Origin of the sequence: Bacillus sp. S10(2024) (assembly GCF_050473865.1) — a bacterium.
Lineage (GTDB): Bacteria > Bacillota > Bacilli > Bacillales > Bacillaceae_G > Bacillus_A.
The window spans coordinates 490,526-514,600 of record NZ_JBFLUR010000002.1 but is presented as its reverse complement, the minus strand read 5'-3'; the positions used below and the strand labels follow the sequence as shown (position 1 = coordinate 514,600).

Annotated in this window: 23 protein-coding genes; all 23 read right to left on the bottom strand. The window is 37.6% G+C overall.

Annotated features, from left to right (window positions below; all coding sequences use genetic code 11):
• Positions 1 to 369: 369 nt before the first annotated feature.
• Entirely contained in the window at positions 370 to 1,149 is a 780-nt protein-coding gene (gene codY, locus AB1280_RS02755; RefSeq protein ID WP_429754805.1) for a GTP-sensing pleiotropic transcriptional regulator CodY, read from the bottom strand.
• A gap of 76 nt (positions 1,150 to 1,225) precedes the next feature.
• Positions 1,226 to 2,623, bottom strand: a complete 1,398-nt coding sequence (gene hslU, locus AB1280_RS02750; protein ID WP_429754804.1) for an ATP-dependent protease ATPase subunit HslU — start codon at positions 2,621 to 2,623, stop codon at positions 1,226 to 1,228.
• A gap of 22 nt (positions 2,624 to 2,645) precedes the next feature.
• Positions 2,646 to 3,188: an ATP-dependent protease subunit HslV gene (gene hslV / locus AB1280_RS02745; RefSeq protein WP_098916215.1), complete on the bottom strand. Its 543-nt coding sequence runs from the start codon at positions 3,186 to 3,188 to the stop codon at positions 2,646 to 2,648.
• A gap of 197 nt (positions 3,189 to 3,385) precedes the next feature.
• Positions 3,386 to 4,291 carry a tyrosine recombinase XerC gene (xerC, locus tag AB1280_RS02740; RefSeq protein WP_429754803.1) on the bottom strand — a complete coding sequence of 302 codons (906 nt, stop codon included), beginning with the start codon at positions 4,289 to 4,291 and terminating at the stop codon, positions 3,386 to 3,388.
• Positions 4,292 to 4,356: 65 nt separating this feature from the next.
• Entirely contained in the window at positions 4,357 to 5,661 is a 1,305-nt protein-coding gene (gene trmFO, locus AB1280_RS02735; RefSeq protein WP_429754802.1) for an FADH(2)-oxidizing methylenetetrahydrofolate--tRNA-(uracil(54)-C(5))-methyltransferase TrmFO, read from the bottom strand.
• A gap of 51 nt (positions 5,662 to 5,712) precedes the next feature.
• The gene (gene topA, locus AB1280_RS02730) at positions 5,713 to 7,791 is read right to left on the bottom strand and encodes a type I DNA topoisomerase (protein ID WP_272188153.1); all 2,079 of its coding nucleotides are present in this window, start codon (positions 7,789 to 7,791) and stop codon (positions 5,713 to 5,715) included.
• A gap of 381 nt (positions 7,792 to 8,172) precedes the next feature.
• Entirely contained in the window at positions 8,173 to 9,060 is an 888-nt protein-coding gene (dprA, locus tag AB1280_RS02725; protein WP_429754801.1) for a DNA-processing protein DprA, read from the bottom strand.
• 89 nt (positions 9,061 to 9,149) lie between these two features.
• Complete coding sequence (gene sucD / locus AB1280_RS02720; RefSeq protein WP_272188155.1) at positions 9,150 to 10,052, bottom strand: succinate--CoA ligase subunit alpha; 903 nt, start codon at positions 10,050 to 10,052, stop codon at positions 9,150 to 9,152.
• Between the two features lie 20 nt (positions 10,053 to 10,072).
• A complete protein-coding gene (gene sucC, locus AB1280_RS02715; RefSeq protein WP_429754800.1) occupies positions 10,073 to 11,233 on the bottom strand; it encodes an ADP-forming succinate--CoA ligase subunit beta in 1,161 nt (386 codons plus the stop codon).
• Between the two features lie 193 nt (positions 11,234 to 11,426).
• Complete coding sequence (locus AB1280_RS02710; RefSeq protein ID WP_272188156.1) at positions 11,427 to 12,203, bottom strand: ribonuclease HII; 777 nt, start codon at positions 12,201 to 12,203, stop codon at positions 11,427 to 11,429.
• A gap of 153 nt (positions 12,204 to 12,356) precedes the next feature.
• The gene (gene ylqF, locus AB1280_RS02705; protein WP_429754799.1) at positions 12,357 to 13,220 is read right to left on the bottom strand and encodes a ribosome biogenesis GTPase YlqF; all 864 of its coding nucleotides are present in this window, start codon (positions 13,218 to 13,220) and stop codon (positions 12,357 to 12,359) included.
• A gap of 22 nt (positions 13,221 to 13,242) precedes the next feature.
• Positions 13,243 to 13,794 carry a signal peptidase I gene (gene lepB, locus AB1280_RS02700; RefSeq protein WP_272188158.1) on the bottom strand — a complete coding sequence of 184 codons (552 nt, stop codon included), beginning with the start codon at positions 13,792 to 13,794 and terminating at the stop codon, positions 13,243 to 13,245.
• 99 nt (positions 13,795 to 13,893) lie between these two features.
• The gene (gene rplS, locus AB1280_RS02695; protein ID WP_272188159.1) at positions 13,894 to 14,238 is read right to left on the bottom strand and encodes a 50S ribosomal protein L19; all 345 of its coding nucleotides are present in this window, start codon (positions 14,236 to 14,238) and stop codon (positions 13,894 to 13,896) included.
• 142 nt (positions 14,239 to 14,380) lie between these two features.
• Positions 14,381 to 15,115, bottom strand: a complete 735-nt coding sequence (gene trmD / locus AB1280_RS02690; protein WP_272188160.1) for a tRNA (guanosine(37)-N1)-methyltransferase TrmD — start codon at positions 15,113 to 15,115, stop codon at positions 14,381 to 14,383.
• Positions 15,115 to 15,630, bottom strand: a complete 516-nt coding sequence (gene rimM / locus AB1280_RS02685; RefSeq protein WP_272188161.1) for a ribosome maturation factor RimM — start codon at positions 15,628 to 15,630, stop codon at positions 15,115 to 15,117. The genes trmD and rimM overlap by 1 nt, the downstream gene beginning before the upstream one ends.
• Positions 15,631 to 15,750: 120 nt before the next feature.
• On the bottom strand, positions 15,751 to 15,978 hold the full coding sequence (locus tag AB1280_RS02680) for a KH domain-containing protein (protein ID WP_090913677.1): 228 nt from the start codon (positions 15,976 to 15,978) through the stop codon (positions 15,751 to 15,753).
• 14 nt (positions 15,979 to 15,992) lie between these two features.
• Positions 15,993 to 16,265 (bottom strand): 30S ribosomal protein S16, encoded by a 273-nt coding sequence (rpsP, locus tag AB1280_RS02675; RefSeq protein ID WP_272188162.1) that lies wholly within the window; start codon positions 16,263 to 16,265, stop codon positions 15,993 to 15,995.
• 101 nt (positions 16,266 to 16,366) lie between these two features.
• Entirely contained in the window at positions 16,367 to 17,716 is a 1,350-nt protein-coding gene (gene ffh, locus AB1280_RS02670; protein WP_272188163.1) for a signal recognition particle protein, read from the bottom strand.
• A 12-nt stretch (positions 17,717 to 17,728) separates the two neighbouring features.
• Entirely contained in the window at positions 17,729 to 18,061 is a 333-nt protein-coding gene (locus AB1280_RS02665; protein WP_020059181.1) for a putative DNA-binding protein, read from the bottom strand.
• Positions 18,062 to 18,401: 340 nt separating this feature from the next.
• Positions 18,402 to 19,391 carry a signal recognition particle-docking protein FtsY gene (ftsY, locus tag AB1280_RS02660; protein WP_272188164.1) on the bottom strand — a complete coding sequence of 330 codons (990 nt, stop codon included), beginning with the start codon at positions 19,389 to 19,391 and terminating at the stop codon, positions 18,402 to 18,404.
• A gap of 15 nt (positions 19,392 to 19,406) precedes the next feature.
• On the bottom strand, positions 19,407 to 22,976 hold the full coding sequence (smc, locus tag AB1280_RS02655) for a chromosome segregation protein SMC (protein WP_429754798.1): 3,570 nt from the start codon (positions 22,974 to 22,976) through the stop codon (positions 19,407 to 19,409).
• Positions 22,977 to 23,031: 55 nt separating this feature from the next.
• Positions 23,032 to 23,769: a ribonuclease III gene (gene rnc / locus AB1280_RS02650; RefSeq protein WP_098916233.1), complete on the bottom strand. Its 738-nt coding sequence runs from the start codon at positions 23,767 to 23,769 to the stop codon at positions 23,032 to 23,034.
• Between the two features lie 60 nt (positions 23,770 to 23,829).
• A complete protein-coding gene (gene acpP, locus AB1280_RS02645; RefSeq protein WP_020059185.1) occupies positions 23,830 to 24,063 on the bottom strand; it encodes an acyl carrier protein in 234 nt (77 codons plus the stop codon).
• Positions 24,064 to 24,075 lie beyond the last annotated feature (12 nt).

Below are 24,075 nucleotides of genomic sequence, written 5' to 3'. Positions count from 1 at the left end.
CAAACTTTCTTTTTCGTTTCTCTATTTTTAATTACTAAATGATATGCACACTCTTTATCTATAAACCCATTTTCATTTTTCGACTTATAAGTGGCTGCTATGCAGAATACAACATGATCTATACTTACTTGCTCTCTTTTGTTTAAATCTCGCACGTGGCAGGAAAGGGCCTTGACCGCTTCTATACACAATCTCTCCTAAAAAAGGGGGGGTATGTTGTTATTTAACTTATATATAGTATTACCATTCCTTACTATCTTTAAGCTATTTAATGATACAGTGAAGCTTCCAATAACAAACTCTTCTTTTCTGTTACCAACAAAAAAGAACCCTTCTGTATGTTGCAGAAGGGTTCTTCATTTATAAAAATTAGTTTGTTTTTAATTTCGCAAGCTCATGTAAAAACTTGTCATTTAATACTTTGATGTAAGTTCCTTTCATACCTAAAGAACGAGATTCAATTACACCAGCACTTTCTAACTTACGAAGTGCGTTTACAATTACAGAACGTGTAATACCTACACGATCAGCAATTTTACTTGCAACAAGTAAACCTTCTGTTCCATTTAACTCTTCGAAAATATGTTCAATTGCTTCTAGTTCACTGTATGATAATGAGCTAATCGCCATTTGTACAACGGCTTTACTACGTGCTTCTTCTTCAATTTCCTCTGCTTTTTCACGTAGAATCTCCATACCTACTACAGTAGCACTATATTCAGCAAGAATTAAATCATCATCTAAAAATTCTTGACCAAGACGCGCTAATACTAATGTACCTAGACGCTCACCACCACCAACGATTGGCACGATAGTTGTTAAACCTTGACCAAATAGCTCTCTGTTTTCTACAGGGAACGCTGTATACTCACTGTTTACTTCTAGGTTTGGAGATGTTTCAGTTACATTGAATAAGTTCTTTGTATATTCTTCTGGGAACTGACGCTCAGCAAGCATTTGTTTCATGCGTTCGTTTTCAATTTGTTGGTGAATTGCATATCCCAATAATTTCCCACGACGACTTACAATAAACACGTTCGCCTCGATTACTTCACACATTGTGTCAGCCATTTCTCTAAAGTTTACTGGTTTTCCTGCTGCGCTCTGTAATAACGCATTTAATTTTCTTGTTTTTGCTAATAATTCCATTTCTAAATTTCCTCCTACACATTATTCACATAGTTTTAATCACTTGGAAACTAGGGCGAGTCACCTGATGATACTATTACAAAATAAACTGGCTCACATCTTTATTTTTAGCAATCGTCGCTAATTTTTCCTCTACATACTGAGGTGTTATCGTTACCTTTTCTAACGTAATTTCAGATGCTTCAAACGATAAATCTTCAAGAAGTTTTTCCATAATGGTATGGAGCCTTCTTGCTCCAATATTATCTGTGTCTTGATTGACTTGATAGGCAATCTCGGCAATCTTACGAATAGCTTCGTCAGAAAATTCAATTTCTATACCTTCAGTTTCCAATAATGCTATATATTGTTTTACTAAAGCATTATCTGGCTCAACAAGGATTTTCACAAAATCGTCCGCTGTCAATTTCGTCAACTCTACGCGAATCGGGAATCTTCCTTGCAATTCTGGAATTAAATCTGACGGCTTTGACATATGAAAAGCGCCTGCTGCAATGAATAAAACATAATCCGTTCTTATCGGTCCATATTTCGTCACAACAGTCGATCCTTCCACAATGGGTAAGATGTCTCGCTGCACGCCTTCACGTGATACATCAACGCTATTCGATTGTTTACCAGCAATTTTGTCAATCTCATCAATAAAAATAATCCCAAGTTGTTCAGCACGATAAACGGCTTCTTGTGTAACTTCATCCATATCAATTAAGCGCTGTGCCTCTTCATTTGTCAAGACTTTTCTTGCTTCTTTTACAGAAAGTTTACGTTTTTTCGTTTTTTTCGGCATAAAACTTCCAAGTGCATCTTGAAAATTCATGCCCATCTGTTCCATTCCTGTACCTTGAAACATATCGAACATAGATGATTGCTGTTCTGTCACTTCAATTGTAATCATTTCATCTTCGAGTAAACCAGAAGCGAGTTGCTTTTCTACTTCTTTTCGTTTTTGCTCCACTTCTCTCTCATCCTGCTTTTCCGATGTCGGAGCGGTGTTTTGGTTCTGATATCCGCCAAATAACATTTCTAACGGATTTTTAAACCCTGATTCTTTTTGTTTATGCGGTACTAAAATTTCTACAATTCGTTGATTAGCTTGCTCTTCCGCTTTGTCTTTAACATGAATCATTTTTTCTTCTTTTACAATCCGAACAGACGTTTCCACAAGATCACGAACCATAGATTCAACATCACGACCAACATAGCCTACTTCCGTAAACTTTGTTGCCTCTACTTTAATAAAGGGAGCACCAACAAGCTTTGCAATACGACGCGCTACCTCTGTTTTTCCGACCCCTGTCGGTCCAATCATTAAAATGTTTTTTGGTGCAATTTCATCGCGAAGTCCTTCTGCCAATTTACTGCGGCGATAACGATTTCTAAGTGCCACTGCCACTGCTTTTTTCGCATCTTTTTGACCAATAATATATTGATCTAATTTTTCTACAATTTGTCGCGGAGTAAAATGTAAATGCATATAAAATGCCTCCCTTACAGTTCTACAGTTCTTCCACAATAATATTTTCGTTTGTATATACACAAATATTGCTAGCGATTTCTAAACTCGCCTTCGCAATTTCTCTTGCTGTAAAATGGGAACCTGCATGTTGTTTTAAAGCGCGTCCTGCCGCAAGTGCGTAATGCCCACCAGAACCAATTGCTAAAATGCCATCATCAGGTTCAATCACTTCACCAGTTCCTGAAACAAGCAACAGCGTATTTTTATCCATAACAATTAACATTGCCTCTAATTGGCGAAGCATCTTATCTCCCCGCCACTGCTTTGCCATTTCTACCGCAGCTCGTTGTAAATTGCCATTGTATTCCTCAAGCTTTCCTTCGAACATCTCAAATAGTGTAAAAGCATCTGCAACAGAACCCGCAAAACCAGCTAACACTTTACCATGAAATAATTTTCGAACTTTACGAGCTGTATGCTTCATAACAACAGCATTTCCAAGCGTAACTTGCCCGTCACCAGCCATTGCACATTCTCCATTATGGTGAATCGCAAATATCGTTGTAGCATGGAAGTTTCCCATAAAAAAACTCCTTTATTTGTTTTTATCCTGCTGCTAACAGGCACTTAGACTCCAACTTCAAAATTCTGATAAATCAAAAAAGGTACTTGGGAGTTAACTACCCGCAAGCGCTCGATTGGTACAACTAACTATTAGTGAGAAAGAAGAAGATTCTTCTTCACTGGTAGTAGTTTCACTTTATAACTTTTAAAAGCAATTTATGCGCGAGGATGGTGCATCATGTAAACCGAGCGTAATCTTTCTTTTGAGACGTGCGTATAAATTTGTGTCGCCGATAAATTTTCATGTCCTAATAATTCTTGTATAGCTCTTAAATCTGCCCCTTCATTTAACATATGGGTTGCAAATGTATGTCTTAACATATGCGGACTTATATGCATTGTAAGGGATGTTCTTTTTATTAGTTCATTTAAAATATATCGAACACCTCGATCAGTTAGCGGCGTACCTTTCGCATTTAAAAACACCATTTGAGAGTGTTCTTGCGATTTTTTCTCCAATTGTTTCCTCCCGTTTTCTATGTAAGTTAGTAAAGCATCTTGTGCATAACTACCGAAGGGAACATAACGTTGTTTCTTTCCTTTCCCTGTCACCAAAATCGTACCTGTTGAAAAGTCAATATCCGCAAGCTGCATATTCACGAATTCGCTTACACGAATACCTGTCGCATACATAAGTTCCAATAGAGCTTGATCTCTTTGCCCTAGTGGTTCAGAAGTATCCGAAACTTCAAATAACTTTTCTAACTCTTCATCGTACAAAAATTTTGGAATTGACCATTCTTTTTTCGGAAGCGTGGCAAGTGCAAATGGATTATCTTCCCGATATCCTTCACGCATCAAGAAGCGATACAAACTACGCAAACTCGAGATTTTTCGCGATACAGACTTCCTTGCTAACTTTTCAGTATGCAAAGTTGTTAAATATAAACGAACATCAGTATACGTAACATCCTCAAAAGTCAAAATACCTTCTCGCTTCATAAATTGTATAAAATGTTCTACATCGTTTTGATAACTTGCAATTGTATATTTTGAATAATTTCTTTCAATTTGTAAATATCCGACGAATAATTGTAACATTTTATTCACATCTTCATTCATTCTCTTCACCTCAATAAAGGCTACTAAATCGTATCACAATTTAGTAGCCTTTGCAAGAAATTTGACTAAATATTTACAAAATTTTGAATTGTTTCTAATGCACGATTCGCATATGCTTCATTACGTTCTTGCTTCTTTTTTATTTTCTTTTCTAGCGGTGCAAATAGCCCAAAATTCGCGTTCATCGGTTGGAAGTTTTTCACATTCGTCGTTGTAATATAATTCGCCATACTCCCCATTGCTGTTACTGCTGGTAAAACAATCGGTTCTTCACCTTTCACAAGCCGCGCTGCATTTACACCTGCTAATAAGCCCGAAGCAGCTGATTCTACGTATCCCTCTACCCCAGTCATTTGTCCCGCAAAGAATAAATCATCGCGATTTTTATATTGGTACGTTGGACGAAGTAATTTCGGTGAATTAATAAATGTATTACGATGCATCACACCATAACGTACGATTTCTGCATTTTCTAATCCAGGAATCAATTGTAACACTTCTTTTTGTGGTCCCCACTTCAAGTGTGTTTGGAAGCCAACAATATTGTACAACGTTCCTGCTGCATCGTCTTGACGCAATTGAACAACAGCATACGGTGTTTTCCCTGTTTTCGGATCTTCTAATCCGACTGGTTTCATCGGTCCAAATAATAACGTTTGTCTACCACGGCTTGCCATGACTTCTACCGGCATACACCCTTCAAAGAAAATTTCCTTCTCAAATTCTTTTAATGGCACTGTTTCTGCGGCAATTAACGCATCGTAAAAACGATTAAATTCTTCCTCTGTCATCGGACAGTTTAAATATGCTGCTTCCCCTTTGTCATAACGGGATTTTAAATATACTTTCTCCATATCAATGCTATCTTTTTCTAAAATTGGCGCTGCCGCATCATAGAAGTAAAAATAATCCTCACCTGTTAGCTCTTTCAGTTGCGCCGCTAGATTTGCTGAAGTAAGAGGGCCCGTCGCAATTACAGTAGGTCCTTCTGGAATTTCTGTAATTTCTTCATTCATTACCGTCACGTTCGGGTGATTTTTCACATATTCCGTTACCTTGGACGCAAATTCATGACGGTCTACAGCTAGCGCACCGCCTGCTGGCACAGAACATTCGTCTGCCGCGCGAATAATAACAGAATCCATACGGCGCATCTCTTCTTTAATTACGCCGACCGCGTTTGTTAATGTATTTGCACGAAGCGAGTTACTGCATACAAGCTCGGCAAATTTATCTGTATGATGAGCTGGTGTTTGTTTTACTGGTCGCATTTCATATAGCCTTACTTGAACCCCGCGCTTTGCAATTTGATAAGCCGCTTCACTTCCCGCAAGACCTGCGCCAATTACGTTTACTACTTGTGTTGTCATGTATCTCACCTTTCTTTTTGCATTTCCCGAAAAAAATGTGAGCTGGTAGGCTCACATTTGTTGTTCTTCTTCATAATCACAAGAAATACACTGTACTTGAACGCCCTTTTTCAACTTCTTCTCAACAAGCATACCTTCGCACTTTGGACACTTTCGACCAATCGGTTTATCCCAAGAAACAAAGTCACACTCTGGGTATGTACCACAGCCGTAAAAAAGACGTTTCTTTTTGTTGCTTCGTCGTTCAATAATTTGTCCTTCATTACATTTTGGACATGTAACACCGATTTCTTTTACAATCGGCTTTGTATTTCGGCAATCTGGGAAATTAGAACAAGCCATGAACTTTCCGAATTTACCCATTTTGAAGACCATTGGGTGACCACACAGTTCACAGTCTTCCCCAGCAGGTTCATCTTTAATTTCTACTTCGCGCATTTCTTTCTCCGCTTTTTCCAAACGCGGCTCAAACTCTTGGTAGAAATCGTCGACAATTTGTACCCAATTTGCGTTTCCCTCTTCCACTTCATCAAGATTTTTCTCCATATTAGCTGTAAACTCAATGTTAATAATTTCAGGGAAAAACTCTAAAATAAGTTCGGTTACAATTTCGCCAAGTTCAGTCGGAACAAATCGCTTATTGTCTAATCCTACATACCCTCGTTTTTGAATTGTTTCTAGCGTCGGTACATATGTAGACGGCCTACCAATTCCAAGTTCCTCTAACGTTTTTACTAAACGTGCCTCTGTATAACGCGGTGGCGGCTGTGTAAAGTGCTGTTTCGGTTCAACATCTTTAGAGAAGACCGTTTCTCCTATATCTAGATGCGGTAACATTTTATCCTTCTCTTCTGTCCCGTCATCTTTCGATTCCACGTATACCTTCATAAATCCTGGGAACTTCACAACAGATCCATGTGCACGAAATTGAACAGAATTGTTTATCAGTGTAGCTGTAACGGTATCCATTATAGCTGATGCCATTTGACTTGCAACAAATCGCTCCCAAATCAGTTTATATAAACGATATTGGTCACGGCTCAAGTAACTTTTTAGTTCATCAGGCTTACGCAAAACAGATGACGGACGAATTGCTTCATGCGCATCTTGTGCTTTCGCTTTTTTCGATTCTTTCTTTTTTTGTGCTCCTATGTAGTCTGCACCAAATGCTTCTTCAATATAAGAACGTGCTTCTTGTTGTGCCGTTTCTGAAATTCTCGTTGAATCCGTTCTCATATAAGTAATTAATCCAACTGTTCCTTGCTTTCCAATATCAATACCTTCATAAAGCTGCTGTGCAAGCATCATCGTTTTCTTTGCTCGCATATTTAACTTTCTTGCAGCTTCTTGTTGCAGAGAAGATGTCGTAAACGGTAATGCCGAATTACGTTTACGCTCTTTTTTCGTTACATTTTCAACTGAAAACGCGTTTTCTCGCATTTTTTCAATGATTTCATTTACTTGTTGTTCATTTGTTAATTCAACTTTTTCCCCGTTTATTCCATAAAAGGCCGCTTCAAACGTCTCTTTCCCTTTTACAAATTCAGTTTTAATTGTCCAGAATTCTTCTGGTATAAACGCTTGAATTTCTTTTTCGCGTTCTATAATTAAGCGAACTGCAACAGACTGCACACGACCTGCACTTAATCCTTTTTTTACTTTCTTCCATAATAAAGGACTAATATTATAACCAACAAGTCTATCAAGTACGCGTCTTGCTTGCTGTGCATCCACTAAATCCATATTAATTGCACGAGGATGTTTAAAAGATTCTTTAATAGCATCTTTGGTAATTTCATTAAATACAACTCGGCAATCCGACTCCACATCTACGTTCAGCGTATTTGCTAAATGCCAAGCAATCGCTTCTCCTTCGCGATCTGGATCGGCTGCAAGATACACTTTTTTTACTTTTTTTGCCGCTGTTTTCAAATCTTTTAAAACAGGCCCTTTACCACGAATGGTAATATACTTCGGGGTAAAATTATTTTTCACATCTATCCCCGTTTGGCTTTTAGGTAAATCGCGAACATGGCCCATTGACGCGACTACTTTGTATTTTTTCCCTAAATATTTTTCAATGGTTTTCGCCTTAGAAGGCGACTCCACGATTACAAGGTAATCTGACATGCTAGTGCCTCCTTAAGAGGTGGATTCAAGTCTTCATCTTTATTCACACAAAAGCTCCTTCCTCAAAGTTTCTAAAACTTTTTGGACGGATTATTGACTAATATTATTGATTTCTCTCGCTTTTGTCAATCAACAATGAATATAACATACAGTGACTATCTACTATTTGTCAATAATTGTTTAATAAAAAACATGAAATATACTATATAAATTCAAGTTTAAAAACGACTTAAAGCCCTTTCTTTTTAGACAGGCGAGAGCATCCGGCCGTGCATAGAAGCGATTGGGGCCTTTTTCTGCCAAACGCGAAGTGAAAACAAAAGAAGAAAACGGGTGCATACTCCTTTTTTTCTGTATAGAAGTAATCTATATGTCAATAAATTAAAATGGATTCATTTTATAATTTGAAAGTTCTTGTATCACATCTTCGGCACATTGAACTAATTTTGCTCCTTGTTGGATGAGCTGATTCGTTCCAACCGCACTCTCAATATAATTAGGCCCCGGCATGGCAAACACCTCTCTATTTTGCTCTAAGGCGCAATCCGCTGTTATAAGAGAACCACTCCGCGCTTTCGCCTCTACTACGAGAACACCTTGGCAAAGTCCACTTATAATACGGTTTCGTCTCGGAAAATACCATTTTTGTGGTGCATAATGCGGAGGATACTCCGTTACAAGCAAAACTTGATCTTTCCATTTCTCATGAAAACCTTGATTTCTCTTTGGATACATATATTGTAAACCATGTCCTAATACTGCAATTGTCGCAAAGGAGTGTTCTACTGCAATTTCATGCGCAATTGTATCAATTCCATTTGCTAGACCACTCACGATTAGCCATTGATTATTCATAAGCGGTTGTAAAATAGATTGTATGCTTCCTTTTCCGTATAAAGACGGATTTCGCGTTCCAACAACAGCTAATTTTTTTGACCATTGCAATAAATCTTTCTTCCCCTTTCCATATAAAACATATGGTGGATCAGGGATTTCTCGTAATAAACTCGGATAATCGTCATCCCATATCGTCATGTAAAAAACGTGTTCATCTTGTAATTGTTGAATGTAGAAAGAAGGCGTTGTTTTTTGCAGGTAAGAAACAAGTGTAGCAGCTTTTTGGATAGATAACCCAAGGTGTTTTTCAATTTGAGGAGCTTGAAAGGAATAAATTTCTGTTAACTGAGGATCAATAGCCAATAAGCGTCTCAGTACTTTCCACTGATCTGCCAAGAAGTAGTGAAGATGTAATAATCTTTCACGTTTCATACTCATTCTCCTTACCCATAATTATTATTATGTTAACTACAAAAGGGATAAAAGACACCCTCTTTTACAGAAGGTGTCTTTCTTAATAATTAATAATTTTTACAAGTTTCAAATAAGCCTTTTTCTTTTAAAACAGAAATTAAAGTTTCGCCCATAACAGCTGGTGTTTCAGCAACTTTAATACCGCATGCTTCCATTGTTTTAATCTTTTCAGCAGCTGTACCTTTACCACCAGAAATAATCGCACCAGCATGGCCCATACGTTTTCCAGGAGGTGCTGTTTGGCCACCAATAAAGCCAACAACAGGTTTTGTCATGTTTACTTTTACCCATTCAGCAGCTTCTTCTTCTGCCGTTCCACCGATTTCACCAATCATAATAACAGCATGTGTCTCTTCGTCTTCATTGAATGCTTTTAAAGCATCGATGAAGTTTGTACCATTAACAGGGTCTCCGCCGATACCAACTGCAGTTGATTGACCGATTCCTTCTTGTGTTAATTGATGTACAGCTTCATAAGTTAACGTACCTGAACGAGATACGATACCAACATGACCTTTTTTATGAATGTATCCTGGCATAATACCAATCTTACACTCATCTGGCGTAATAACACCTGGACAGTTCGGTCCAAGAAGACGTGTCTTTTTGCCATCCATATATTTCTTAACATTTACCATATCTAATACAGGGATACCTTCTGTAATACAGACTACTAGATCAAGTTCTGCATCAACAGCTTCCATAATTGCATCCGCAGCAAAAGCAGGTGGAACGTATACAACAGAAGCATTTGCACCTGTCGCTTTTACAGCGTCTTCTACTGTATTAAATACTGGTACACCTTCGATTTCAGTACCACCTTTACCAGGCGTTACACCACCGACAATTTTCGTACCGTATTCAATCATTTGTTTTGTATGAAATAAACCTTGAGAACCTGTAATACCTTGTACAATAACTTTTGTATCTTTATTAACTAATACGCTCATTTTTTCTCCCCCGCTTTCTATTAGCCTACTAGTGAAACAATTTTTTGTGCACCGTCTGCCATAGATTCTGCTGCAACAATATTTAAGCCAGATTCATTTAAAATTTTCTTTCCTAGCTCTACATTTGTACCTTCTAAACGAACAACAAGCGGTAATTCAAGACCTACTTGTTTTGTCGCTTCGATAACACCTTCTGCAATTACATCACATTTCATAATACCGCCAAAAATGTTAACGAAAATACCTTTTACATTTTTGTCAGAAAGAATAATTTTGAAGGCTTCAGTAACTTTTTCAGCTGTAGCACCGCCACCAACATCTAAGAAGTTAGCTGGATCACCGTTATAATGTTTAATAATATCCATCGTTGCCATTGCAAGTCCTGCACCATTTACCATACAACCAATATTTCCGTCTAATGAAATATAGTTCAAGTCATATTTAGAAGCTTCTACTTCTTTCGGATCTTCTTCATCAAGATCACGAAGCTCTAAAATATCTTTATGGCGATATAAAGCATTAGAATCAAAGTTTAATTTCGCATCTAACGCCATTACTTTTCCGTCACCTGTTGTAACAAGCGGGTTAATTTCTGCGATAGAACAGTCTTTTTCAATAAACGCACGGTATAAGCCCATCATAAACTTTACAGCTTGTCCAACAAGCTCATTTGGAATATTGATATTAAACGCAATACGACGCGCTTGGAAGCCTTGTAGGCCTACAGCAGGATCAATATATTCTTTAAAGATTTTTTCTGGTGTTTTCTCTGCTACTTCCTCAATTTCTGTTCCGCCTTCTTCAGACGCCATTAACACAACTTGAGAAGTCGCTCGATCTAATACAAGACCAACATAATACTCTTTTTTAATGTCGCATCCTTCTTCGATAAGTAAGCGCTTTACTTCTTTACCTTCAGGACCCGTTTGATGGGTTACAAGTGTTTTCCCTAGAATTTCTTCTGCATATGTACGAACTTCATCTAAGTTCTTTGCTACTTTTACACCGCCAGCTTTGCCGCGTCCGCCAGCATGAATTTGCGCTTTTACTACACATACGCTTGTTCCTAATTCTTGCGCTGCTTCTACAGCTTCTTCTACTGTAAAGGCAACCTTCCCGTTCGGAACGCTTACCCCATAGTTTCTAAGGACTTCTTTACCCTGATACTCGTGGATATTCATGGTCCCATCCTCCCCTATTTTCCTGTTTTTCTCGAAAAGTTTTTTAATGTTTTTAAACACTACATTGTCATTGTATAAAATGATTGCGATGCTGTCTACAATAAAGTGTCTGAAAACTGAAATCGCTTTATTCTTTTTTAAAAATAATAATGTTAATATACAAAAATAAAAAAATAAGTTGCGAATTCACAACTTATTGTTCAATCATATCTTTAATTGGAGCAAATGTTTTTCGGTGTTCATCTAACACACCATAAATTTCAATCGCTTGTAAATGTTGTTTTGTTCCATAACCCATATGTTGCTCAAATCCATACTGGGGATACCGTTTTCCAAGTTCCTTCATCATGCGATCTCTCGTGACTTTCGCGATGATAGATGCAGCTGAAATCGAAATACTTTTCGCATCTCCCTTAATAATAGACGTTTGCGGAGTAGAAATCGGAAGTTCCATTGCATCAATTAGCAAATGTTCTGGTTCACATGATAAATTGCTTACAGCCTCTAACATCGCTTGTTTCGTTGCTTGATAAATATTTATCTCATCAATAACGTGAGATGGAATAATTCCAATCCCAATTGCTAACGCCTGCTCTTTAATTCCATCATAAAACTGCTCACGCTTTGCCTCACTCAGTTTTTTTGAATCATTCAAACCAGGCATATAGAATTCTTCTGGAAGCACTACAGCAGCCGCAACAACAGGTCCTGCTAATGGCCCTCTTCCGACTTCATCAATACCAACAATAGATTCAATTCCCTTTTGACGAAGTGCATTCTCATATATTGACATCTCAGTGAATTTTCGTCTTTCTTTTTCTTTATCCTCTTGCTGCTTTTTCCATTTTAAAATAAGTCTCTGCACGCCTTTTCGTTCATCTTCTAATAACATACTAAAACGCTCGTCGTCTTCTCGTTCAATTTCCTGCAATAAAGTTTCGATTTCTTGAATTGTTTGTTTTTTAGACATACGTAGTTCCTCCTACAAGTAAGAAAAGGCGCGCAATAGCGTGCCTCTTCTCTCCCATTTAACAATAACATGCCTTATCTTTGCATCTGAAAAAATGAAAGACGCCAGGCAAAAAAATTCATCGAATGAAACGAACTAAATAGAAGTGTCTCTCTATGCTTCTTCTACTATTTCTTCTGGTGTTTCAAATGTCATTTTCCCAAGTTTACCACCGCGAAGCTCACGAAGAACAAGTTCTGACGTTTTATCATAATCAACAAGTCCTCCACCCATTAAACAGCCTCTATTTTTCCCAATCGCATCAAATAACTCTACAATATCTTCTGGAATCTCATTTAACTTATAACGCTCTTCCAAACGTTCTGGATACTGTTTCTCCATAAAGCGAAGTGCATACACAGCCACATCTTGCAAATTTAAGATAGAATCTTTAATCGCTCCAGTTGTCGCGAGACGAAGTCCAACCATTTCATCCTCAAACTTCGGCCATAAAATACCAGGCGTATCTAATAGTTCCATTTCTTTCCCAACTTTAATCCATTGCTGCGCTGTCGTTACACCTGGTCGATCGCCCGTTTTCGCAATATTTTTCTTCGCTAATTTATTAATTAATGTCGATTTCCCAACATTTGGAATACCGACAATTAAAGCGCGAATCGCTCTTGGTTTAATACCTTTTGCAATCATTTTATCAAATTTTTCTTTAACAAGATCTTTACAAGCTGCTGTAATTTCTTTCATACCTTGTCCTGCCTGAGCATTGATAGAAATTGCTTTATGGCCTTTTTCTCCAAAATAAGCAATCCATTCTTTTGTTACACGATCATCTGCCATATCCGCTTTATTTAAAACAACAAGTCTTGGCTTATGCGTAATAATTTCATCAATCATTGGATTTCGTGATGATAATGGCAACCTTGCATCAACAAGTTCAATTACCACATCGATTAATTTTAATTTCTCTGTTACTTGGCGCCTTGCTTTGGCCATATGACCAGGAAACCATTGAATTACCATACTTACACCTTCTTTTCTACATTCATTTTACAATTTGCGCATCTTTGAACGGCCAATACAATATATTAGCTTTTCCAATTACTTGGTCTATTGAAATCGTTCCAATTGTACGACTATCCTTACTAAAACGGCGATTATCTCCTAATACAAATAGCTCTCCTTTTGGAACTGTTGTCTTCCCTGTAATTTCTTCAAGCTTAAAATCATATGTTAACGGACCATCAGCAAGCTGCTTTTTCTGTTTATCTAAATACGGCTCCTCATACGGTTTTCCATTAATATAGAGTGTGTCGTTTCGATATTCTATCTGATCACCTGGCAAACCAATGATACGTTTAATGTAATCTTTATCTTCTGTCGCTTGAAACACAATAATATCAAAGCGTTTTGGATCTCCAATGTGATAACCTATTTTATTGACAATCATACGATCACGATCATGAAGAGTCGGTGACATAGATACACCATCTACAAGAATTGGCGCAAAGAAAAACTGTCTAATAATCCAAGCTAAGACAACAGCAATCAAAATAGCTTTTGTCCATTCCCAAAGCGTACTTTTTTGTTTTGTCATGCGATTCCCCTCCACGATTATGTAAGCTGTTAGTATGTAAGTAAAGACACAGCTAGATTGGAAAAAGGGAGCTTGCAAATACAAGCTCCCATACATGTCTTATCGAATTTCTTTAATACGTGCTTTTTTACCGCGAAGGTTGCGTAAGTAGTATAACTTAGCACGACGTACTTTACCACGGCGAAGTACTTCGATTTTCGCGATTCTTGGCGTGTGAACTGGGAATGTACGTTCAACACCTACACCGTAAGAAATCTTACGAACTGTGAATGTTTCGCTAATTCCGCCACCACGACGTTTAATTACAACACCTTCAAAAATCTGAATTCTCTCACGAGTACCCTCTACTACTTTTACGTGTACACGTAAAGTATCACCAGGACGGAATGAAGGTAAATCAGCTTTTAATTGGCTTTTTGTAATTTCTGCGATTAATTGTTGCATATTCAATTCTCTCCTTCCAAACAGATGCTCATGCAAAGTCATATCGTAAATTACAGCGGAACACCGTTGTTAACGGCTACTCTCTATAAGTAGCACAAGTGTTATAATAGCATATTGCTCAGTTTGTTGCAATAGCATTTTTTTACTTCTCTTCTTTAAATTCTGTTAACCATTTTTCCTCTTGTTTAGATAAACTACGTTCCCCTAATAAATCAGGGCGGCGCATGAAGGTACGGCGCAATGATTCTTTATGGCGCCATTCTTCAATATATTTATGATTTCCGGACAGAAGTATATCCGGTACTTTCATTCCACGAAAATCCGCTGGTCTTGTATAATGTGGATGTTCTAGTAAGCCTGTACTAAACGAATCTTCTATTTGTGATTGTTGATTTCCTAAAACATCAGGTAATAAGCGGACAACACTATCTGTAATAACCATAGATGCCAATTCTCCGCCTGTTAATACATAATCACCTATTGAAATTTCATCGGTTACAAGATGTTCACGTACACGCTCATCATATCCTTCATAATGGCCACAAATGAAAATTATATGTTCTTCTTCAGCTAATTCTTCAGCTTTCTTTTGTGTAAAACGTTCTCCTTGCGGACACATTAACACAACGCGTGGTTTACGCTCCGTTTCCTTCGTTAACTCTTCTACAGCATCAAAAATAGGCTGTGGTGTTAATACCATTCCAGCTCCTCCGCCGTATGGGTAATCATCCACACTATTATGCTTATTAGTTGAATAATCACGAAAATTAACAACTCTTAGCTGCACTGCTTCTTTTTCTTGTGCTTTTTTTAATATAGAAGAACCAAAGACACCTGTAAACATTTCTGGAAACAATGTCAAAATATCAATTTTCATTACAGTAATCCTTCCATCACGTGAATGATTACAAGCTGTTCGTTAATGTTTACTTGTAAGACAACTTCCTCAATATATGGGATTAAAACATCTTGACCTTTTGGTTGTTTGATGACCCAAACGTCATTTGCGCCAGGAGAAAGAATTTCTTTAATTGTACCAATTGTCTCTCCGTCTTCCGTTACAACGGTACAACCAATAATTTCATGATAATAATACTCCCCTTCAGCCAATTCTCCAAGCTGGTCCTCTGGGACTTTTAATAAAGAACCTTTCAATTGTTCTACTTCATTTACATTGTTATAGCCTTCGAATGTCAATAAATCAAAAGACTTATGCTGACGATGAGAAGTAATCTTTACAGATAATGGCGCAGTAGCTTTCTCTTGCCATATGTATAATGTGTTTCCTACTTTATAACGCTCTTCCGGAAAATCTGTACGTGAAACTACACGTATTTCTCCTCTAACACCGTGAGTATTTACAATTTTCCCTACATTAAACCATTTCGTCATAAACAGCACGTCACCCCTGTTCGTTATATGTCATTAGCATCTCCATTCTCTTTGCTGAAGATGCGATATATCTTAAAATGTTAAAAAAGGGTGAGGAACAGATCCTCGCCCTTTTTGTACTTATTGAATTTCCAGCGTAACTTTTTCATTTTGATGATGTCCCGCTGCATATAAGATCGTTCGAATTGCTTTTGCAACTCGCCCTTGTTTCCCAATGACTTTACCCACATCCTCAGGATGTACGGTTAATCGATACTTCATCTCTCCGTTGTACAGTTCCTGTGTAACCTTTACATCTTCAGGATGATCCACAAGGGGTTTAACAATTGTTTCGATTAACCCTGACATAGCCATTGCTTCAATTACTTACCTTGTTTAGCTAAATGGAATTTCTCCATGATGCCTTGCTTAGAGAAAAGGTTGCGAACTGTATCAGATGGTTTCGCACCGTTTCCTAACCATTTTAATGCTGCTTCTTCGTTGATTTTAACTTCAGCTGGCTGAGCAACTGGGTTATAAGTTCCGATTTCCTCGATGAAACGTCCGTCACGAGGAGAACGAGAATCTGCAACAACTACACGATAGAAAGGAGATTTTTTAGCTCCCATACGTTTTAAACGAATTTTAACTGCCATTTATAAAGCACCTCCGAATATATTTCACACAGATAATAATATTAGCAAAAAGAGTGACCCTTTGTAAAGTATAATTTCTTAACAGAGCCATCTTTTTTTCCTTACATAAATGGAAACTTCAAACCACCTAGTCCTTTTTTCTTACCTTTTTGCATACCAGACATCGTTTTCATCATCTTTTTCATATCTTCAAATTGCTTCAAAAGACGATTGATCTCTTGTACAGTTGTACCGCTACCTTTAGCAATACGTTTCTTACGACTAGCGTTAATCATTTCCGGTTGCTCACGCTCTAATTTCGTCATTGAGCGAATTATCGCTTCAATGTGTCCAATTTGCTTTTCATCAACTTGGACATTTTTTAATCCTTTAATTTTCCCAGCACCAGGAAGCATATTTAGTAGCTCATCAAGTGGTCCTAATTGACGCACTTGTCCTAGTTGCTCTAGAAAATCATCCAACGTAAAGGAAAGTGTGCGCATTTTTTGCTCAAGTTCTCTTGCTTTTTCTTCATCAACTGTCGCCTGCGCCTTTTCAATTAACGTTAGAACATCACCCATACCTAGAATACGCGATGCCATGCGTTCTGGATGGAATGCCTCTAGTGCATCTAATTTCTCACCCATACCAGCAAATTTAATTGGTGTGTTTGTAACAGCTTTAATAGATAGTGCTGCACCTCCGCGCGTATCACCATCTAATTTCGTTAATACCACACCTGTTAAACCAAGCTGTTCATGGAAACTTTGCGCAACGTTAACCGCATCTTGTCCTGTCATTGCATCAACAACAAGGAAAATTTCATCCGGTTTCGCTACTTCTTTAACTTGTGCTAATTCATCCATAAGCTCTTCATCAATATGCAGACGACCTGCTGTATCGATAAGAACATAATCATGGTGATCTTCTTTCGCTTTTGCAATTGCTTGTTTTGCGATTTCAACAGGACTTACTTTGTCTCCTAATGAGAAAACCGGCATATCCAATTGCTTACCGAGTGTTTCAAGCTGTTTAATTGCCGCTGGACGATAAATATCAGCTGCAACAAGCATTGGTTTCCGATTATGCTTTTTACGAAGTAAATTCGCAAGCTTCCCTGTTGTCGTCGTTTTCCCCGCACCTTGCAAGCCTACCATCATAATAACAGTTGGCGGACGGTTAGAGACAGCAATTTTACTCTGTTCCCCACCCATTAATTCTGTAAGTTCTTCCTGTACTACTTTAATAACTTGCTGTCCAGGTGTTAAACTTTTCATTACATCTTGTCCGACAGCACGTTCAGACACACGCTTTACAAAATCTTTTACTACTTTAAAGTTAACGTCTGCTTCTAAAAGTGCAAGACGAACTTCTCTCATCATTTCTTTTACGTCGGCTTCAGATACTTTCCCTTTGCCGCGAATTTTTTGCATTGTCTGTTGAAGTCGGTCGGCTAATCCTTCAAATGCCATATTGCCGCCCTCCTAATCTAAATTTTCGATAGCTTCAACAACTTGTTTAACTTGTTCATCTACATGCTCTTCTTCGCTGATTAGCTGCTTTAACTTTGCAACAAGTTGCTGCCTTTCTTGAAACTTTTGAAGTAATAATAACTTTTCTTCATATTCTTCAAGCATCGCTTCTGTCCGTTTAATGTTATCATACACTGCCTGGCGACTTACTTCAAATTCTTCGGCAATTTCACCAAGCGATAGATCATCAAGATAGTAAAGTGACATATAACTTCTTTGTTTTGGCGTTAACAACGATTGATAAAAATCAAATAAATAATTCATTCGCGTTGTTTTTTCGAGCATGTTGAATCACCCTTTGTTAAGTGAATTACCTTTACATGAATTAGTTTACATGGAGAGGAAATGTGTGTCAAGTTTTTTTCTTAACATCTTAATTTAAATCCAAAAAGAAGAAGCGATAAACACTGCTCCTTCTTTTTCTACATATGTTTTAAACTCTTGCACGTAGCAAGAAAAACCTCTGACCGCTCCTATGATTCGGATGCTTTCGCACACTTAAACCGAAACTGATTTTTGTATTAGTTTTCAACTTATATTTATATATATAAACTATCACGAATTAAACCTTAACTTTATCCCGTATTAACGGACAGTAAGTCCCCCCACTGTTGGAAGTTTCACTTTACTCTGCTTCCTTTTCTACAAGGTCCCCAAATAATCCATATACATATTGTTCTGGATCAAATGCTTGCAAGTCATCCATTTGTTCTCCTAGACCAACAAATTTCACCGGTACATCCATTTCATTACGAATTGCTAATACAATTCCACCTTTGGCAGTTCCGTCCAATTTCGTTAAGACAATTCCCGTTACATTTGTCGCCTCGCGGAATGTCTTCGCTTGGCTTAAACCATTTTGACCTGTTGTTGCATCAATGACAAGTAATACTTCATGAGGAGCTCCAGGAACTTCACGTTCGATTACACGTTTTACTTTCTCTAGCTCTTTCATCAAGTTGACTTTATTTTGCAAACGACCTGCCGTATCACATAACAAAACATCAACTTTTCGCGATTTTGCAGCCTGAATTGCATCGTACATAACAGCCGCTGGGTCAGAACCTGATCCTTGTTTAATTACCTCTACATCAACACGTTCTCCCCACACTTCTAACTGCTCAATTGCACCAGCACGGAATGTGTCGCCAGCTGCTAATAATACAGATTTCCCGTCCGCTTTAAATTTATGTGCCATTTTTCCAATCGTTGTTGTTTTTCCAACACCGTTTACCCCAACAAATAAAATAACTGTCAATGCGTTATCTTGGATATTTAATTCATTATTAAAATTACCGTTACCTTTATAAATCTCAATTAATTTTTCAGAAATAACATCCTGCACTTCTTTTGGATCTTGAATATTACGACGTTTCACTTCATCTCTTAATTGGTCAATTAACTCCATTACTGTGGATACACCCACATCAGCACCAATTAAAATTTCCTCTAACTCTTCGAAGAACTCTTCATCAACTTTACGATAACGATATACTAAATCATTTACTTTTTCTGAAAAAGAGTTTCTCGTTTTCTCTAAACCTTGTTTAAACTTCTCTGTTACCGTATCTGTTTGCTTCGAAATTTTTTCTTTTAATTTTTTAAAAAAACTCATTCTTTCCCATCCTTTCTATTTGCTCGTAACAAGCTCTTCCCCATCATCTAAACGCACGGAAACAAGCTTGGACACACCAGACTCTTGCATCGTCACACCATATAATACATCAGATTCTTCCATCGTACCTTTTCGGTGCGTAATAACGATAAACTGCGTTTCATTACTAAATCTTCTCAAATACTGCGCAAACCGAGCAACGTTCGCTTCATCTAACGCAGCTTCAACTTCATCTAGCACACAAAACGGTACAGGACGAACTTTTAAAATACCAAATAGCAACGCAATAGCCGTCAATGCTCGTTCTCCTCCAGAAAGAAGACCTAAGTTTTGCAACTTTTTCCCTGGTGGTTGCGCAACAATATCAATCCCTGTATTTAATAAATCTTTCGGGTTAGTCATAACCAAGTCTGCACGCCCACCGCCGAATAATTCACTAAATACTAGCTGGAATTCTGTACGAATTGCTTGGAACGTATAAGAAAAACGCTTTTTCATTTCTTCATCCATCTCGTCAATTACTTGATGCATTGTTGTTTTTGCCTCTTGTAAATCATCACGTTGCTCTAACAAGAACGTATGACGCTCAGATACGCGCTCAAATTCATCAATAGCACCTATATTTACTGTGCCGAGTTCTTCAATGGATAGTTTAATTAATTTCACTTTTTTACGAGCTTCCTCGCTAGACATTGTCATCGTATATTTTTGTTTCGCCGATTCAAAAGAAATAGTATATGTTTCCCGTAAGTGTTGCAAGCGATTTTCTAACTCCACATCCAAACGATTTATTTTCACTTCTTGATCTTTTAATACATCTAGCAAGTATTTATATTGACGTTTCGCTTCTTTCACTTCTAACTCTAGATGTTCTAATCGCCCTTGTAAACCAAGACGTTGTTCACGGCGTGAGCTAATTAATTCCACAGTTTGATTTCTATCGTGCGTTTTCTTTTCAATCATACTTGTAATTTGCTCTTCGCCGCTAGAATTCGATGTCATTTCTTGTTTTAAGAATGCTAAGTCTTCTTTTGTCTTTATAAGATTCTTTTTCGTTTCATCTCGTTCTTTTGTTAAGCGTTCTACTGTTTCTTTTTGATTTGATAATCGTTGATGCTTTTCAGCCCCTTGTACTTTTAGCTCGGTAATCTCTTTCTGAACCTTTTCCTTCGAAGAATGCTGCTCGTTCTTTTGTTTTGTTAACTCTGTAATCGTCATATCGAGTTCCGTAATTTTTCCTTGCAGCTCAGTAAGCGTTTCTTCTAGCTCAGTTTTTCGCCCTTGTATCTTCGCTTGATCTTGCAAAAATCCTTCTAGCTCTAAATCATAAATAGATAAGCGCTCATTAATGCGATGTTCTTCTAACTCTAACTGATTTATTTCTTCTTTGTACTTTTGTTCGTCTACACGCTTTTCATCAATGTTTTGTCGCAGTTCCTTCAACTTTACTTCTTTTTCTTGTATTTCTTGTTTTAGTGCTTTAACAAAGTTCTCTAGCTTCTCAGTCTTTCCTTCCATATCTGTCAACTTTTCATTCCACTCTTCCAATTCCCGTTGACGTCCTAATAAAGAAGAATTTGTTTGCTTCACCGCACCACCTGTCATTGAACCACCAGGATTCACAAGATCCCCTTCTAATGTAACAATCCGATAACGATACTGCAGTTGCTTCGCTAATTCATTTGCACCTTTTAAATCATGAGCAACTATTACTGTACCTAATAAATTTGTAATTACTTTTTCATATTTATTATCGTACTGTACAAGCTCTGCAGCTATTCCTATAAATGCCGGATTCTGGCTTATCATGCGAAGTTGCTCTATATTAAGCGCTCTTCCCTTTATGACACTTTGTGGTAAAAATGTCGCACGGCCATGGCGGTTTTGCTTTAAGAATGCAATAGCTCTGCGTGCATGTTCTTCTGTTTGTACAACCACATGTTGCATTGCTGCCCCAAGTGCGATTTCCATCGCTACTTCATATTTTTTCGGTACAGTAAGAAGCTCTGCAACTGCACCTTCAATACCATGTAACTGGCTATCGCGGGCTTTTAACACTTCACGAACACCTTGATAAAACCCTGAATAATCTTCTTGCATTTCTTCAAGCATTTCTTTACGAGAACGAGCTTGCTGAACATACTGATATGCTTGATACAACTTGGTTTCATTTTCACTATATTGTTCTTTACATTTTCCAAGCGCAGTTTCCGTTTGTTGCATGCTTGACAACAGATTTGTGACTTGTTCTTTTATATGTTCATATTTTTCAACGAAGGTTGATTTTTTCTGCGCAATACCTATCCGCATCTGTACATATTTTTCATTTTCTTCGTCAAGGCGCTGATTTTTGAAATCTCGCTGTTTAAATTGTTCCTCTAACATAGAAAGTTCATTTCGATAGCTTGCTTGTTGATTTAAAAGTTCAATATAATCCCCTTTTAAATGTTCGATTTTTCCATCTAAATTTCGTTCATATGTAGACAACAATTGTTCGCTATCATGCAGTTTCTGATCTAACTCTTTCACATGACTTGCTAATTTCATCAATGCTTCTGTTCCTTGCAGGACACTTCCTTCATATACAGAAACTTTTTCCGTTAATTCATGAATGGATGCTTCTAACTGCGCACAATGTGTTGTTGCGTTGTGCTTTCTTTCTTTCAACAGTTCACGTTGCCCTTCTAATTTTTCAAGTTCTTTACTAGAAAGAAGAAGAACTTCTTGTAAAGATTGAATAGACTCATCAATAGCTTGTACATTTCCGCGTATCTCTTCTAAATCCGCTTCATTCTTTTGAAGATGCGTCGAAACATTCACTTCTTCATCTTTGTTATGCTTAAATTGCTGACGAAGCGCTTCCCATTTTTCATGTAATTCTTCAATTTCATACACAATTAATGCGGCTTCAACTTTTTCTAGTTCATCTTTTTTCTCAAGATAATCTTTTGCGATAGAAGCTTGTCTTTCAAGAGGCTCAATTTGTGCACTTAATTCATGAATAATATCTTCTACACGATTTAAATTTTCTTGCGTCTCCGCTAATTTTCCTTCCGCTTTCTTCTTGCGAATTTTATATTTCAACACACCAGCCGCTTCTTCAAAAACACTGCGGCGATCTTCTGCTTTGCTGCTTAAAATTTCTTCCACTTTACCTTGACTAATAATCGAAAACGCTTCACGCCCCATACCTGAGTCCATGAATAAATCAACGATATCTTTTAAGCGACAAGACTGTTTATTAATAAGAAAATCACTGTCTCCTGAACGATATACTCGTCTCGTTACACTTACTTCGTTATATTCAATTGGTAGACGCTGATCCTCATTATTTAATGTTAATGTGACTTCAGCAATATTTAATGCTTTACGTGTATCACTGCCTGAAAAAATAATGTCTTCCATTTTCGCACCACGAAGCGATTTTACAGATTGTTCACCAAGCACCCAACGTATTGCATCTGTAATATTACTTTTCCCACTTCCGTTTGGTCCTACGACAGACGTTACACCTGGCACAAAGTCGATCGACACACGTTCTGCAAAGGATTTAAATCCTACTATTTCTAATCGTTTTAAAAACACGAAAGGCCTTCCCCCTTTATGCACAAGGAATCCCCCTAAGTATAAGGGGGATTCGCTATAAGTGCTCTTTTAATTTTTCCAACGCTTCTTGGGCAGCATGTTGTTCTGCCTCTTTCTTAGACTTCCCACTTCCAAGACCTAATGATTCGCCGTTTAATGTAACGCGCGATACAAATTCTCGATTATGAGCCGGCCCTTTTTCTTGTAGAATTTGATATTCTATGTTCCCGCTACCATCACGCTGAATTAACTCTTGTAGTTGACTTTTAAAATCCATCACATGAGAAAAAGCACCTTCATTTATTTTTGGATAAACAACTGTTTTTAAAAATCCCCATACCTTTTCCAAACCTTGGTCGAGGTAAAGTGCGCCAACAAACGCTTCAAAGACATCCGCTAATAATGCTGGACGTTCACGCCCACCTGTCATTTCCTCTCCCTTTCCTAAAAGGACAAGATTTCCAAATGATAGCTCATTTGCAAAACGAACGAGAGAAGGTTCACATACAATAGCAGCGCGAAGTTTTGTTAATTCGCCCTCACTCATTGTCGGATATTTTTGAAACAAGTATTGCGAAACTGTCAGTTCTAATACCGCATCTCCAAGAAATTCAAGACGCTCGTTATCTTCATGTGGCTTTTTGCGATGCTCATTCACATACGATGAATGCGTAAATGCTTGAATCAACAACTTTTCATTTGTAAATGTAATCCCTATTTTCTCTTGAAACTTTTTAAAAGCCTCTCGATATTTAGTTTCATGCTTCTTATCTCTATACTTTCTGTACGGCATAGGTCCCTCCAGGTATATATGCTGAGAAAGCCCCGTATATAAACGGGACTTTATCAAGCATTATAGATGACTCTCTATGTAAGTCACAGCATCGCCAACAGTAGCAATCTTTTCTGCTTCCTCATCAGAAATTTCCATTTCAAACTCATCTTCTAATTGCATCACAAGTTCTACTACATCTAAGGAATCAGCACCTAAATCTTCTTTAAAGTTCGCAGCTGGTGTTACCTCTGTTTCGTCTACTCCTAGACGATCTACGATGATTTTCGTTACACGCTCTAAAACGTCTGCCATATTCATTCACCT